The organism is Micromonospora sp. FIMYZ51 (assembly GCF_038246755.1).
Classification (GTDB): domain Bacteria; phylum Actinomycetota; class Actinomycetes; order Mycobacteriales; family Micromonosporaceae; genus Micromonospora.
In genome coordinates, this window is the sequence record NZ_CP134706.1 from 1045810 (window position 1) to 1059653 (window position 13844).

Genomic DNA, 13844 nt, shown 5'->3' on the forward strand with positions numbered 1-13844 from the left:
TCGGCGTGCCCGACGAACGTCGGTGAACAGGAGAGCAGTGTGACAACCCGCGACCGGCAGGAGTGGGCGGACGTCGCCAAGGGCGGCTGCATCGTGCTGGTCCTGCTCTGGCATGTGATCACGAAGGACTACCTCCAGCTCGACTGGCGGCTCGACGTGCCGGTGGCGGGCGCCTGGGGGACGCTCGGCGAACTGCTGCTGCCGATGCGGATGCCGCTCTTCTTCACCCTCTCCGGGCTGTTCGCGGCGTCCGCCGTGCAGCGGCCGTGGCGGGCGGTCGGCCGGCCCCGGATCGTCCGCTTCCTCTACCTGTACGCCGTCTGGCTCCTGATCCACACCGCCCTGCTGGCCCTCGCCCCGGGCTTCCCGACCGACCGGGCCACCAGCCCGGGAGAGTTGCTGCTCCAGCTGACCATCACCCCGTCCAACCTCTGGTACCTGTACGCGCTGGCGCTCTACTTCGTCCTGGCCAAGGCGCTGCGTCGGGTCCACCCGGCGCTGTTGCTGGTCGCGGCGGGGGCGCTCAACGCCGTGGTGTCGGCCGGGCTGCTCGACGCTCCCGGCAACCGGGCCGGGCTCTACCAGAATCTGGTGTTCTTCCTCGCCGGCCTGCACCTGCGGCGGTACGTCCGACGCTGGGCGGGCGCGGTGACCGGCCGGCGCCTGGTGGGCACGGCGACGGCGTACGCCGTGCTGCTGGCGATCGTGACGGCGACCGACGCCGGCCGGCTGCCCGGCGTGGCGTTGCTGCTGTCGGCGGTCGCGGTGGCGTTCGGGATCGCCGTCGCGGTCCGGCTCGTGCACTGGCCCTCGATCGCCCAGCCGCTCGCCGCCCTCGGCCGTCAGACGCTGCCGATCTACGTGATCCACATGCCGGTGCTCGCACTGCTGCACCGGCTGATCGCCGAGCCGATCGCCAACCTGGGCGACTCCGCCCGGTTGGCGCTGGCCTTCGGCTTTCCGTTCTCGCTCACCGTCCTGGTGCTGGCGCTCAGCCTGGCCGTGCACCGGGCGCTGCTGGCGGTCCGGGCCGGGTGGCTGTTCGACCTGCCCAAGGGACGTATCGCCAGCCGCCCGACCGGCGCACCACCGCACGATTCGACGAAGGAGACCACATGTTCGACGCAGATCCAGCTGGTTTGACCAGTGCAGAAATCGATGTGGCGGAAGCGGCGCGCTGGCTCGACGGCCGGGTGCTGCGTACGCCGCTGCTGCGTTGCCCCGCGATCGACAGGTTGGCCGGCGCCCGGGTGCTGTTGAAGGCGGAGAACCTGCAAACCGGCGGCTCCTACAAGATGCGCGGCGGGCTCTACGCGGTCGGTCGGCTCGCGGCGGCCGGACACCGGGGGGTGGTGGCGCAGAGCACCGGCAACCACGCGGTGGCGGTGGCACTGGCGGCCCGGCACCACCACCTGGCCGCGGCCGTGGTGCTGCCGGTCGACGCGGCACCGACCAAGATCGCCAAAGCTCGGGCGGCGGGGGCCCGGGTGATCCTCGCCGGCACCACGGTCGCCGAGCGGCTGGCGGTGGCCCGCCGGGTCAGCGACGAGAGCGGCCATCCGCTTGTCGACGCGTACGACCACCCGGACGTGGTCGCCGGACAGGGCAGCGCCAGTCTTGAGCTGATCGAGGAGGCGGAGCGCGCCGGCACCCCGCTGGACCTGCTGGTGTTGCCGGTCGGCGGGGGCGGCGGCGTGGCCGGTGCCTGCCTGGCCGCCGCCGGTCGGCCGATCGAGGTGTACGGGGTGGAACCGGTCGGCTGCGACTCGCTGGCCCGGAGTCTGGCCGCCGGTCGACCCACCCCGGTCCGGCCGGCACCGACAATCGCCGACGGCCTGCGGCCGGCCTGCGTGGGCGAGCTGCCCTTCGCCATCCTGCGGGACCGGCTGCAAGGCGCGATCCAGGTGGACGAGGACGAGATCGCCGAGGCGTTCCGGCTGCTCCTGATGGAGCTGAAGGTACTGGCCGAGCCGTCCGGGGCGGCTGGCCTGGCCGGCGCACTGCGGTTGACCGCACCCGGTCGGGCCGGTCCGCGTACCGGCGGCCCGTCCCGCCTCGCGGCTGGCGGTCGATCGTCGCGGCAGGTCGGCGGCGCGCGTCGGCGGCGGACCGTCGGTGTGGTGCTGACCGGGGGCAACGTGGAGGCGGAACTGGTCGCCCGATTGACCACCGCCGGGATCAGCGAAGAGGTGGCAGCGTGAACGGGCGACAGGCGAGCGGATCGGCGGCCCGGGACGGTGGTGGCGGGGGTACCCCGGTGCGGGTGGGCGTGCTGTTCGGCGGACCGTCGGCGGAGCACGAGGTCTCCTGCGCTTCGGCGCTCGGCGTCGCCCGGGCGCTGACCGGCGGTGGATACCGGGTGGTGGCCATCGGCGTCACCCGTACCGGCCTGCTGCGCCTCGTTCCGGACGCGGTGCTGACCGGCCTGCTCGACGGCGACACCACGGCGCAGCGGGCCATCGACGATCGGCTGACGGTGACCGGCCCGGCCGTGGAGCTGCGGTCCGGCCGGCACCCGTCGACCGCGCTGGTGACCGCCGTGGACGCGCCCGGCACGGTGCACGCCGAACTGGACGTGGTCTTCCCGGTGCTGCACGGCCCGCACGGCGAGGACGGTGTGGTGCAGGGACTGCTCGAATCGCTCGGCGTGCCGTACGTCGGATGCGGCATCCTCGCCTCGGCCGTCGGCATGGACAAGGTGGCGACGAAGCGGGCGCTGCGCGGCGAGGGGGTGCCCATCACGCCGTACGTCTGGTTCGACGGGCCGACCTACCGGGCCAGTGAGGACCCGGAGAAGCTGGTGGTGGGGCTGCGCCGGCCGTTGTTCGTGAAACCGGCCCGGATGGGCTCCTCGATCGGCATCAGCCGGGTGGCCGACGGTGACGACCTGGCGGCGGCGATCGACGAGGCGCTGCGGCACGACAGCCTGGTCGTGGTGGAGCAGGGGGTGACCGGCCGGGAGTTGGAGTGCGGGGTGCTCGGCGGCGGCCGACCGGAGGCGTCGACGGTGGGTGAGGTCCGGGTCAGCGGCGGCTGGTTCGACTATCAGCAGAAGTACCTCGCTGACAGCGACCCGATGACCGTGCCGGCCGCGCTGCCCGACGAGGTGACCGAGCGGATCCGGGAGCTGTCGGTACGCGCGTTCGTGGCCATCGGCGGCTGGGGACTGGCCCGGGTCGACTTCCTGTACGACGAGACGGCGAACGAGCTGTACGTCAACGAGCTGAACACCATGCCGGGCTTCACCGCACACTCGATGTACCCGAAGGTGTGGGCGGCGGCCGGCGTCGGCTACCGCGAGATCGTGGACCGGCTGGTCGCGCTCGCCTTCGCCCGGCACGCGGACCGGCCCGGCGGCAGGGGAGAGCAGCGATGATCCTGCTCTGTGACCCGCGCGTCGCGGCGGTACCCGGCGCCGACGACGGGGAAGCACTTGTGGACCTGCGTGAGCGGCCCGAGCTGCGGTTGGACGAGCGGGCCGCCGACCCGGCCGGTGCGTACGCCCGGTTGCGTCGGGGGGTGGTGGACCGTCTGCTGGCCGCGCAGCGTGCCCTCCCCGACGGCCTGCGCCTGTTGGTCATCGAGGGATACCGGCCGTACCAGGCGCAGCTGGACATCTTCACCGGCTACCGGGACGAGCTGCACCGCAATCACCCGGACTGGTCGCCGGAGCGCGTCCACCAGGAGACCACCAAGTTCGTCTCGCCGGTCGAGGTGGCCCCGCACAGCACCGGCGGAGCGGTGGACCTGACGCTCTGCACCGACGACGGCGTCGAACTGGACATGGGCACCGTCGTGGACGCCACCCCCGAGGCCAGCCACAATGCCTGCTTCACGACCGCGACGTCGATCGGTGCAACCGCCCGGCGCAACCGGCGGATCCTGGTGACCGCGCTGGCCGGGGCGGGCCTGGTGAACTACCCGACCGAATGGTGGCACTGGTCCTACGGCGAACGGTACTGGGCGTTGCTCACCGGGGCCCCACGCACCCGCTACGGCCCGGTGTGAGCCGACCCGGCGTACCCGCCCGTACCAGCTCCAGCGAGGTACGGGAGTGGCGCGCCGGCCGGCACTGGCGACCAATTCCCGGTCGGCACCCCACTGCTTGCCGGCAACAACACGGTCAAGCCGCTGCGCCGGGCGAAGAGGTCGGGTGGGTGTCGCGCGGTGCGGACGCGACACCCACCCGGCCGGTCTGTCAGCCGAAGGCGGCGTCGAGGATGTCCAGGCTGCGGGCCAGCTCGTCGGCGGAGATGACGAGCGGAGGCAGGAAACGCAGCACGTTGCCGTAGGTGCCGCAGGTGAGGGTCAGCAGACCGGCGGCGTGACAGGCCGCCGAGACCGCCGACGCGGCGGCCGGGTCCGGGGTGAGGGTGCCCGGCTGCACCAACTCCACGGCGAGCATCGCGCCGCGACCGCGTACCTCGGCAATGCGTGGGTCGCGTTCGGCGATGGCCCGCAGACGCGCGGCCAGCACCGCCTCGATCCGCCGGGCGGCGGCGACCAGATCCAGCTCGTGCATGGTCTCGATGGCCGCCAGCGCGGCGGCGCAGGCGATCGGATTGCCACCGTACGTGCCGCCGAGCCCGCCGACGTGCACCGCGTCCATCAGCTCGGCCCGGCCGGTCACGGCGGCCAGCGGTAGCCCGCCGGCAATGCCCTTGGCCAGGGTGATCAGGTCAGGTTCGACCCCCTCGTGCTGGCAGGCGAACCAGTCCCCGGTGCGGCAGAAGCCGGTCTGGATCTCGTCGGCGACGAAGACCACCCCGGCCGCCGTCGCCCAGGTACGCAACGCCGGTAGAAACCCCTGCGCCGGTACGACGAAACCACCCTCGCCCTGGATCGGCTCGATCAGCAGCGCGGCCACGTTCTCCGCGCCGACCTGCTTCTCGACCAGCTCGATGGCGCGGGCGGCGGCGGTGGCGCCGTCGAGGCCACCGTCGCGCAGCGGGTACGACATCGGCACCCGGTAGACCTCACCGGCGAACGGCCCGAACCGGTGCTTGTACGGCATGTTCTTCGCGGTCAACGCCATGGTCAGGTTGGTCCGGCCGTGGTACGCGTGGTCGAAGACCACCACCGCCGGCCGCCCGGTGGCGTGCCGGGCGATCTTCACGGCGTTCTCCACCGCCTCGGCACCGGAGTTGAACAACGCCGAGCGCTTCTCGAAACCGCCAGGGGCAAGCGCGTTGAGCCGCTCGCAGACCGCCACGTACGACTCGTACGGCGCGACCATGAAGCAGGTGTGCGTGAAGCGCTCCACCTGCGCGCGTACCGCCTCGACCACCCTCGGCGCGGAGTTGCCCACGTTGGTGACCGCGATGCCGGCGGCGAAGTCGATCCACTCGCGGCCGTCCACGTCGGTGATGGTGCCGCCGGTGGCGGTGGCCACGTACGACCCGATGACGCTGCCCACGCCCCGGGCCACGGCGGCACCCCGCCGCTTGTGCAACTCCGCCGAAGATGTCATCGGTGGTCAGCTCTCGATGTTGTGCATGACGTGCTTGATCCGGGTGTAGTCCTCCAGGCTGTAGACGGAGAGGTCCTTGCCGTGGCCGGAGTGCTTGAAGCCGCCGTGCGGCATCTCGGAGATGAACGGGATGTGGGTGTTCACCCAGACGCAGCCGAAGTCGAGCCGCCGGGTCATCCGCATCGCCCGCCCGTGGTCGCGGGTCCAGACCGAGGCGGAAAGGCCGTAGTCGACCCCGTTGGCCCAGCGCACCGCCTCGTCCTCGTCGGAGAACCGCTGCACGGTGATCACTGGCCCGAAGACCTCGTCCTGGATGATCTCGTCGTCCTGCCGGACACCGGAGACGACGGTGGGCGCGTAGAAGTAGCCGCGCTCGCCGACCTGCGCGCCGCCGGTCTGCACCGAGGCGTGGTCGGGCAGCCGGTCGAGGAAGCCGCGTACCCGGGCCAGCTGGTTGGCGTTGTTCAGCGGGCCGTAGAGGACGTCCTCGTCGTCCGGCGCGCCGGTCCTGGTGTTACGGGCCTGCTCGGTCAGGGCGGCGACGAAGTCGGCGTGGATGCCCGGCGCGGTCAGGACCCGGGTCGCGGCGGTGCAGTCCTGGCCGGCGTTGAAGTAGCCCCCCATCGCGATCGCCTCGGCCGCCGCCGCGACGTCCGCGTCGTCGAAGATCACCACTGGCGCCTTGCCGCCCAACTCCAGGTGGGTCCGCTTCAGATCGGGCGCGGCAGCGGCGGCGACCTCCATGCCGGCCCGGGTGGAGCCGGTGATCGACACCAACTGCGGGGTGGGGTGCGCCACCAGCGCCCGCCCGGTGTCCCGGTCACCGCAGACCACGTTGAACACGCCCGGCGGCAGGTACTCGGCGGCGATCTCGGCCAGCAGCAGCGTCGACACCGGCGTGGTGTCCGAGGGCTTCAGCACCACCGTGTTGCCGGCCGCGAGCGCGGGCGCGATCTTCCAGACCGCCATCATCAGCGGGTAGTTCCAGGGCGTCACCTGGGCGCAGACCCCGATCGGTTCGCGCCGCACATAGGAGGTGTGCCCGGCCAGGTACTCGCCGGCCGAGCGGCCCTCCAGCAGCCGGGCCGCACCGGCGAAGAACCGGAACTCGTCCACGGCCGGCGGCAGCTCCTCCTCGGCGGTGAGCTGCCGGGGCTTGCCGGTGTTGCGTACCTCCGCGTCGACCAGGTCGGCGGCCCGCGCCTCCACCGCGTCGGCGAGCTTGAGCAGCGCCTTCTGCCGCTCGGCCGGGGTGCTGTCGCGCCAGCCCTCGAAGGCGGTGGCGGCGGCCCGCATCGCCGCATCGACGTCTGCGGCACCGGAGACCGGGGCCTGGGCGAACACGTCGCCGGTACACGGGTCGATCAGATCGGCGTAGCCACCGTCGACCGGCTCGACGTACTCGCCGTTGACGAAGTTGCGCAGCTTCTGCTTGTCACTCATGACTGGATCACTCCGAGGGGTCCGGGGGTCACGCTGCGGCGGTTATCGCAATCTTGGTGCCATCTTCGCTACTGAATTCGCGGCAGACAAGGGCTAAGGCGACCGTTTCCGTGGAGCGCACGCTGGACTACGCTGCCTGCGTGGAAGCCACACCGTTCTTCGTCGCCGGTCGCCCCGCCCACGGTGCCGACGAGGTGACCGTCCGTCACCCGTACGACGAGCGCCCGGTCGGTCGTACCACCCTCGCCACCGCCGACCAGGTCGAGGCGGCCGTGGCGGCGGCGGCCGGGGTGGCGACGACGGCCGCCGGCCTGCCCGCCCACGCCCGCGCGGCGGCCCTGGACCATGTCTCGCGCCGACTCGCCGAGCGGGCCGACGAGGTGGCCGCCCTGATCACCGCCGAGAACGGCAAACCGATCAAGTGGGCCCGCGCCGAGGTGAGCCGGGCGATCTCGACCTTCCGCTGGGCGGCCGAGGAGACCCGGCGCTTCTCCGGCGAACTGCAACGCCTCGACACCGACCCCGCCGCGACCGGCCGTATCGCCCTGGTCCGGCGGGTGCCCAAGGGACCGGTGCTGGGCATCACGCCATTCAACTTCCCGCTCAACCTGGTGGCGCACAAGGTCGCTCCGGCCCTCGCGGTCGGTGCGCCCATCGTGGTCAAGCCGGCACCGGCCACCCCACTGTCGGCGCTGCTGCTTGGCGAGATCCTGGCCGAGACGGAACTGCCCGAGGGAATGTTCTCGGTGCTGCCGCTGCCCAACGAGCGCGCCGCCGAACTGGTCGCCGACCCCCGACTGCCGGTGGTCTCGTTCACCGGTTCCGGGCCGGTCGGCGCGGCCATCCGGCGCGCCGCGCCGGAAAAACACGTGACCCTGGAACTGGGCGGCAACGCGGCGGCGCTGATCTGCGAGGACTGGTCGGGCAACGAGGACCTCACCTTCGCGGCACAGCGAATCGCCACCTTCGCCAACTACCAGGCCGGGCAGTCCTGCATCGCCGTGCAGCGGGTCTACGTGCACGAATGGCTCTACGACGGGTTCCTGCCCCGGCTGGTCGCGGCCGTGCGGGAACTGCGTACCGGCGACCCGACCGACCCGCTGACCGATGTCGGCCCGCTTGTCTCCACCGACGCCGCGCGCCGGGTCGAGGCATGGGTGGACGAGGCGGTGGCGGCCGGCGCCACAATCGAGACCGGCGGTCTCCGGGACGGCGCCACCTATCCGCCGACCGTCCTGAGCGCAGTGCCGAAGGACGCCAAGGTCAGCACCGAGGAGGTGTTCGGCCCGGTGCTCGTCGTGGACCGGGTGGAGAACGACAGCGCCGGCTTCGCCGCCGTCAACGACTCGGCGTACGGCCTCCAGGCCGGCGTCTTCACCCACCGCCTCGACGTCGCCTTCACGGCGGCCCGGACCCTGGAGGTGGGCGGCGTCATCGTCGGTGACGTACCGTCCTACCGCGCCGACCAGATGCCGTACGGCGGCGTGAAGGGCAGTGGCGTCGGCCGCGAGGGCCTGCGTAGCGCCATGGACGACTACACCGACCCCCGAGTAACCGTCCTCACCGGCGTAGAGCTGTAAGGAAGGGCCCCTTATTAACGCCTCGGGTAGAGGAAGGGCCCCTTATTAACAACCGGCGGCGGTTCACCAGGTGCCGTCGTCGCGTACCCGGGCCGGGGCGCGGCCGAGTAGCAGCGTGGTGAGCGCCTCGTCGATGTCCGCGCCGAGGAACCACTCGCCGGCCTGATCCAGCGCGAAGATCCGGCCCTGCTCGTCCACAGCGATGATGCTGTGCTGGTGCTCGGTGCCGATCGGAAACAGCCGGACCCCGAGTACCGCCGCGAAATCGGCAAGCGTGTCAGCGGTGTGCGCGATGGTGTGCGGCCGGATGTCAAAACGGGAAATCCAGACCTGCTCACCGGGACCGAGTCGGGCGCCGACCAGGCTCGGGAAGGCGGTAAGGGTTCGTAATGCGGCCGGAAATGCTTGGTGCGAGTGACTCCTCCCGGTAACGGCGACGACATCTCGGACTCCTGCGGCGGCCATGACCTGGTCGCCGAAGTGGGGACGCCAGCCGGCCGCGACGAGTGCATTTGTCACTTCGGACGAAAACCTGCCGGGCTCCGGGTCGGCTGCCGGCTCGGGATACCACGGTGCCGTCCAGCCACGGTCAGACCAGGGCAGGACGTTGAAGTGGACGAGAAAGTTGATGCAGGAATCGCAAGGTCGTTCGGCGCGCCCGCCGGCCGGGTCGCCGGCCTCCCGCACGAGGTAGCAGTCGAAACGGGCTTCGCCGAGCAGGGCTGCCGCGTCGCCGGCGTCCATCGGGGCGATGCCTTCGGCGGCTCGGCGCTGGTCGTACTGGTGTAGGACATCGGATACGACGACGAACTCGGCGTGTCGGTCGCCGCCACGGACCAGATGCCCTGGGGGCAGTTCGTCGAGGTATGCGCGGACCAACGGATGATGATTGAGTTCCACGTCTCCCTTGACGCCGTGCGCGGTGAAGATCCGCCCTTCGATGGTCAGGTGCGCCGCAGTGGTGGGGGTGGCGGCTCGACGGATCTCCCGCAGCAGCTGGCTGGCCGGGTCCACGGTGCGTGGAACCGGGGGCCCGGTCGGGCGACTGCGACGGAAGAGCTGCTCGACCACGTCGGGCGGGACCCGGGGCCAGGTGCTCACCTCGCCGGTCTCCTTGTCGACCACCGTGGTCGGTAGGTCACCGGGGAGGGCTCTGGCCTGCGTGGACACCGTCGACGTGATGACGTAGCCGAGATCGAACTCCGTCACGACCGGATGGCATTCGTGCCCCAGGCGCAGTGAGTCGCGGCGCGCCCATACCGCCGCAATCTGCTCGGCCTGCTCGCGGTCAATCACAACGGCGAACCTACCGGACAACATGAATTCGTGGCAGCCGGTATGGTTCGCTTTACCGACGGTGACGAGAGGTGTTGCGTTGACCGACAACGTGGACCGTGCAGCCAATCGCGCCCTGCGGGCCCGGTTCGACGAGGTGTTCGGGCAATATCAGCAGCTTCGGTCCGGTTTGGACGAGCTACAGGCCCGGCTCGCCGAGCTGCGGGTGACCGAACGTTCCGAGGACGGGCAGGTCACCGCAACCGTCAACGCCCGGGGCGAACTGGTGTCGGTGGAACTGGCTTCCGCGATCTACCGGGACCGCGATCCCAGGGCGCTGAGCACGAAGATCACCGCCACGGTACGGCGGGCCAGCGCCGCCGCGACAGCGGCCACCCAGGAACTCGTGGCGGGCTACCTGCCGGCCGGCTCCGGCACCGCCGACTTCCTGCGTACCGGCGACTTTGGTGCCCTGCTCGGCCGGGCCGACACAGTGCTGCGCCGGGGCGAGTGATGGCCGGGCAGCTCTGGCTAGATCCGGTGCGAGCCCGGCGCGCCGGGGCGGACCTGACCCGCGTCGGTGAGGCGGTGACGGGGCGTCGCGCAGAGGATGGTGCCGCGATAGCGGCGGCGAGCGCCCGGCGGCCGTGGGGGCGCGACGATATCGGCGCCGCGTTCGAGCAGCAGTACCGCGGCTACGAGGAGATGGCGCTGCGGGTCTGGGCGGGAGTGGGCCGCAGGTTGGCGGAGCTGGGTTCGGACGTGGTCCGTTCCGTGGAGGCCAACCTGGAGACGGACGCGGCCAACGCCAGCCGGCTGAACCGGGTGGCCGAGACCGGGCCAGAGCGCTGATTCCCGGACCGGGAGGACGTCGATGACGGTGCTGCCGAGCCCGATCCCGCACCCTTTGGACTACTCGCCCTGGGACCTGCCCGGCTGGATCTACGAGGCGCTCGACTGGGTGATCGGCGTGGAATGGCCGGAGGGCGACGAACGCGCCGTCTGGGATCTGGCCGACCAGTGGTACGCGGTCGCCGGGGTCCTCGCCGGCCCGCAGACGGACGCGAACATCGCTGCCACCGAGGTTCGCCAGGGGTACGGCGCGGTCGGGGCGGTGGCAGCCGCGTTCGACATCGCGTGGCAGCGGGTGGCCGATGGCGAGGAGGCGCCACTGCCGGTACTGCTCGCCGTCAGCCAGGACCTGGGCCGGGTGGTGGAGGAGTGCGGCTGCGACATCGAAGGCGCCAAGCTCGAAGTCTGGATCGAGCTGGGCATTCTGGTGATCGAACTGCTGGCGCTGGCAGTGGCGGCGGTGCTCACCGCCGGGGCCGCCTCACCTGCCGCCGCCGGGGCGATTGCCGCGACCCGGTTCCTGGTGCAGCAGATTTTTCGGCGGCTGCTGGCCCAACTGGCCCGTAAGACCCTCAAACAGGGCCTCAAGGAGGCCGGGGAACGGGCAGCGAAGCAGGTGACCAAGGGTGGGGCGAAGGGCCTGACGCGCCGCGCCGCCCGGGAAGGGCTGGAGGAGGCGGCCGAGGAAGCGGGAGTGAACCTGGCCACCCAGGCGTACCAGAACTCGACGGGTCGCCGACAGGGTGTCGACGTCACCGACCTGGGAACCAACGCGATCGGCGGCCTGGCCGGCGGTGCTGCGGCGCCGCTGGCCGGCCTCGGCCGGCACGCCACCGGCCGGGCAGCCCGGATGGCGGAGCATGTCGGCCGGGAGATGACCGGCGAGGTGATCGCCGACCAGGCGGCGAGCCTCGCCACCGGGCAGGGACTGACATCCCTGGAAGACGCCGTGCGGGCGGCAGCGTCTGGTGCCCGTGGTTCGGCCACCGCCCAGACCGATCACGCCCTGCAAGCTCGGCTCAACGGCCAGCTCAGCGCCCTGTCCGATCCGTCCCTTCCACCGCTGATACTGCCCGGTCCAGCTTCTCCCGAGCTATTGCTCGACTCCGCAGCACCGGCGTATGCCGCTGGGCAGGGTTCGACGGGAGAAGTGTCGATCCCTACCCAGCGGAGCCCGGTCGAGCCGCTGTCCGCCGGGCCGTCCGCTGCTTCCCCGCTGCCCGCCGGGCCCTCGCCGGCTCAGGAGGGCAGCGTCGTCCCGGTGCCTTCCGCTGAGTCGCCGCAAGCTGCGCAGGCGACGCAGCCCGCCGGCCACGACCCGGGCCGGACACCGGACCGTCAGACCGAGGCGGGCCAGCGGCCGGAGCCGGACCAGCCGATCCGCGACGTTCCGACGATTGAGGTGCCACGCCCGGGCGAGGCAACCAGCGCACCTTCCGCCGTGAGTCAGTCGACGACGGTCCCGACGGGCGGCCCGGTCAATCCGCCGGGCCCGACGCTCTCCACGGTTGCCCCGCCGTCGCTCACACCGGGGCCGGGTGTCGTCACCGCCGTGGATATGACCGGCACGGGCACGATGGGTGGGACGGCGACCGGTACCGGCGGGCCATCTATCGTGGGCGGGCCAGCGGCGGCCCAACCGACGGTGTACCCGCCGCCAGCAAGACCAACAGAGGGCATCCCGTCCGTGGTCTCATCACCGCGACCGGAACCGCCCCCTGCTCCGCCACGGTCGGCATTGGTCGAAGCGCTCGCCCCGACCTCTCATGCTGTGCACCGCCCGGAAAGCGCCCCCGCTCCGACCTCGCCGTTCCGGCCGCCGGATCGCCACGACGGTAATTGGACCGCCGAGCGGGAATCCCTTGAACGACGCCGCTACCAGGGCCACTACGAGTCGCAGCGGGCACGTTATGAGGACACGCGCCGCTCGCGTGACGCGGCGCGGCTGAGGGGTAACGCGGCAGAGCACTACCGTAGGGCGGCTGAATACGCCGCCTACGCCCGCCAACTTCACCGCTCGGGCCAGCGGCAACTCTCAGATGACTGGCAACGTGCGGCGAACGAGGAGACTCGTGCGTACGGTGAGTGTCTGGATCTGGCGGACGAGGTGCTGGCCGGTTCCGTTGTGCCGGAGATGGTGGCGGTCGACCGGCCGGAGGACTTTCGCCGGATCAACGACGACGTAGGTGATCTTGCTGCGGGAGCGATCGAGACCAGCGACCGCTCGGCACTTTCCGGTGACGATCATCCGCCGCCGATCGACCGGTCCCGCCGGTACGGCCAGCCTGGTGGGCTGCGCCCACCGCTTGCCCTGCACCAGTTGGACGTGGAGCGGCAGATGCCCCGGGACCGGGCCGGCAACGTGCTGCGTACCGCAGATCCCCGGGTGGGCGACTGGTTCGGGCTGGTCAACGACGGTGGGCCGCAGGCCGACCCGACCCGAGGCATCAACTGTCTGGACTGCACGCTCTCGCTCTTCGACACCTGGGTGCACGGCCGTCCACGGGTTTCGGCGCCGCGCACCTTCGATGCGTACCAGTCCGGCGACGTCACCCGGCCGCTCAACGGTGAGCAGGACGGCACCGCCCGGGTCGAGGACGTCACGGGCGGGCGTTTCCAGCGGCTCTGCGACGGTACCGCCACCACGGACGCCGGCCGGCAGCAAGCACTGGACGCGGGCTACCGCAACCTGCACGACCAGCTTCTGCTTGGTGGCCACGGCAGCTTCGCCTTCGTCGTGAACCATCTGGAGCGGGGCGGTTCGCACATCTGGGTGGCGCTGAACCAGAACGGCACCGTGCTCTACGTCGACCCGCAGATCGGGTTGGTCAGTGACCGTCCGCTGTATCGGCATCATGGTGCCGCGTACCCCTTCAATGCGCTCGATGCGGACGTGTTGGTGCTCGACGGCACCGCCCGGCCGATGCCGCTGACCGGGTTGCAGCGGGGCTTGTACAGCCGACGACCGGACCTGCCGGGTTATCCATCAGCCAAGGAGCATCACGGCTACGGGGAGCCGTACCTCAATCGAGTGCACCTGCTCGGCGGCCCCGAGTAGGTCGCGGAGGCCGGCCGCCCGAGAGGGCCGAGCGCGGCGACCGCGAAGCCGGGTGGGCTGACGGTCCTCGGCGACGGCTCGGGTATCTCGCGGCCACCGCGGTGCGGCAAGCGCACGAAGCCGGGCAGCGGGGGTCCTCTCCGGGTGCCACATTCTGTTTCAGCCG

11 protein-coding genes are annotated in these 13844 nt (G+C 71.5%); 8 read left to right on the forward strand and 3 right to left on the reverse strand.

Translation table 11 applies throughout. From position 1 onward, the window contains the following. Positions 1 to 39 precede the first annotated feature (39 nt). The 4 genes from QQG74_RS05045 to QQG74_RS05060 are packed head-to-tail and all read left to right on the forward strand — an operon-like array spanning position 40 to position 4008. Positions 40 to 1143 carry an acyltransferase gene (locus QQG74_RS05045; RefSeq protein ID WP_341719120.1) on the forward strand — a complete coding sequence of 368 codons (1104 nt, stop codon included), beginning with the start codon at positions 40 to 42 and terminating at the stop codon, positions 1141 to 1143. Beyond that, positions 1116 to 2201 (forward strand): pyridoxal-phosphate dependent enzyme, encoded by a 1086-nt coding sequence (locus QQG74_RS05050; protein ID WP_341719121.1) that lies wholly within the window; start codon positions 1116 to 1118, stop codon positions 2199 to 2201. Before QQG74_RS05045 ends, QQG74_RS05050 begins: the two co-directional genes overlap by 28 nt. Further along, positions 2198 to 3376, forward strand: coding sequence for a D-alanine--D-alanine ligase family protein (locus tag QQG74_RS05055; protein ID WP_341719122.1), 1179 nt, complete (start codon positions 2198 to 2200; stop codon positions 3374 to 3376). The genes QQG74_RS05050 and QQG74_RS05055 overlap by 4 nt, the downstream gene beginning before the upstream one ends. Next, positions 3373 to 4008, forward strand: coding sequence for a M15 family metallopeptidase (locus QQG74_RS05060; RefSeq protein ID WP_341719123.1), 636 nt, complete (start codon positions 3373 to 3375; stop codon positions 4006 to 4008). The genes QQG74_RS05055 and QQG74_RS05060 overlap by 4 nt, the downstream gene beginning before the upstream one ends. Positions 4009 to 4198: 190 nt before the next feature. Here the strand turns inward: QQG74_RS05060 and gabT are convergent, their stop codons facing one another. Further along, positions 4199 to 5470: a 4-aminobutyrate--2-oxoglutarate transaminase gene (gene gabT / locus QQG74_RS05065; protein WP_341719124.1), complete on the reverse strand. Its 1272-nt coding sequence runs from the start codon at positions 5468 to 5470 to the stop codon at positions 4199 to 4201. Positions 5471 to 5476: 6 nt separating this feature from the next. Next, on the reverse strand, positions 5477 to 6913 hold the full coding sequence (locus QQG74_RS05070; protein WP_341719125.1) for a gamma-aminobutyraldehyde dehydrogenase: 1437 nt from the start codon (positions 6911 to 6913) through the stop codon (positions 5477 to 5479). Positions 6914 to 7053: 140 nt separating this feature from the next. Between QQG74_RS05070 and QQG74_RS05075 the strand changes: the two genes are divergently transcribed. Further along, on the forward strand, positions 7054 to 8493 hold the full coding sequence (locus tag QQG74_RS05075) for an aldehyde dehydrogenase family protein (RefSeq protein WP_341719126.1): 1440 nt from the start codon (positions 7054 to 7056) through the stop codon (positions 8491 to 8493). Positions 8494 to 8556: 63 nt separating this feature from the next. On the opposite strand, the gene QQG74_RS05080 is transcribed toward QQG74_RS05075, so the two are convergent. Further along, positions 8557 to 9702 (reverse strand): SUKH-3 domain-containing protein, encoded by a 1146-nt coding sequence (locus QQG74_RS05080; protein WP_341719127.1) that lies wholly within the window; start codon positions 9700 to 9702, stop codon positions 8557 to 8559. Positions 9703 to 9868: 166 nt separating this feature from the next. Here QQG74_RS05080 and QQG74_RS05085 point away from each other — a divergent pair, with 166 nt between their 5' ends. The 3 genes from QQG74_RS05085 to QQG74_RS05095 all read left to right on the forward strand — a co-directional run bounded on the left by QQG74_RS05085 (position 9869) and on the right by QQG74_RS05095 (position 13678). Beyond that, positions 9869 to 10282, forward strand: coding sequence for a YbaB/EbfC family nucleoid-associated protein (locus QQG74_RS05085; RefSeq protein WP_341719128.1), 414 nt, complete (start codon positions 9869 to 9871; stop codon positions 10280 to 10282). Between the two features lie 74 nt (positions 10283 to 10356). After that, positions 10357 to 10620, forward strand: coding sequence for a hypothetical protein (locus tag QQG74_RS05090; protein ID WP_341719129.1), 264 nt, complete (start codon positions 10357 to 10359; stop codon positions 10618 to 10620). A gap of 22 nt (positions 10621 to 10642) precedes the next feature. Continuing rightward, a complete protein-coding gene (locus QQG74_RS05095) occupies positions 10643 to 13678 on the forward strand; it encodes a toxin glutamine deamidase domain-containing protein (protein WP_341719130.1) in 3036 nt (1011 codons plus the stop codon). Positions 13679 to 13844 lie beyond the last annotated feature (166 nt).

Excerpts from the sequence above, each read along its gene's own strand:
- QQG74_RS05070 (WP_341719125.1), bottom strand. The coding sequence starts at position 6,913 with ATGAGTGACAAGCAGAAGCTGCGCAACTTCGTCAACGGCGAGTACGTC.
- QQG74_RS05060 (WP_341719123.1), top strand. The coding sequence starts at position 3,373 with ATGATCCTGCTCTGTGACCCGCGCGTCGCGGCGGTACCCGGCGCCGAC.
- QQG74_RS05095 (WP_341719130.1), top strand. The coding sequence starts at position 10,643 with ATGACGGTGCTGCCGAGCCCGATCCCGCACCCTTTGGACTACTCGCCC.
- gabT (WP_341719124.1), bottom strand. The coding sequence starts at position 5,470 with ATGACATCTTCGGCGGAGTTGCACAAGCGGCGGGGTGCCGCCGTGGCC.
- QQG74_RS05050 (WP_341719121.1), top strand. The coding sequence starts at position 1,116 with ATGTTCGACGCAGATCCAGCTGGTTTGACCAGTGCAGAAATCGATGTG.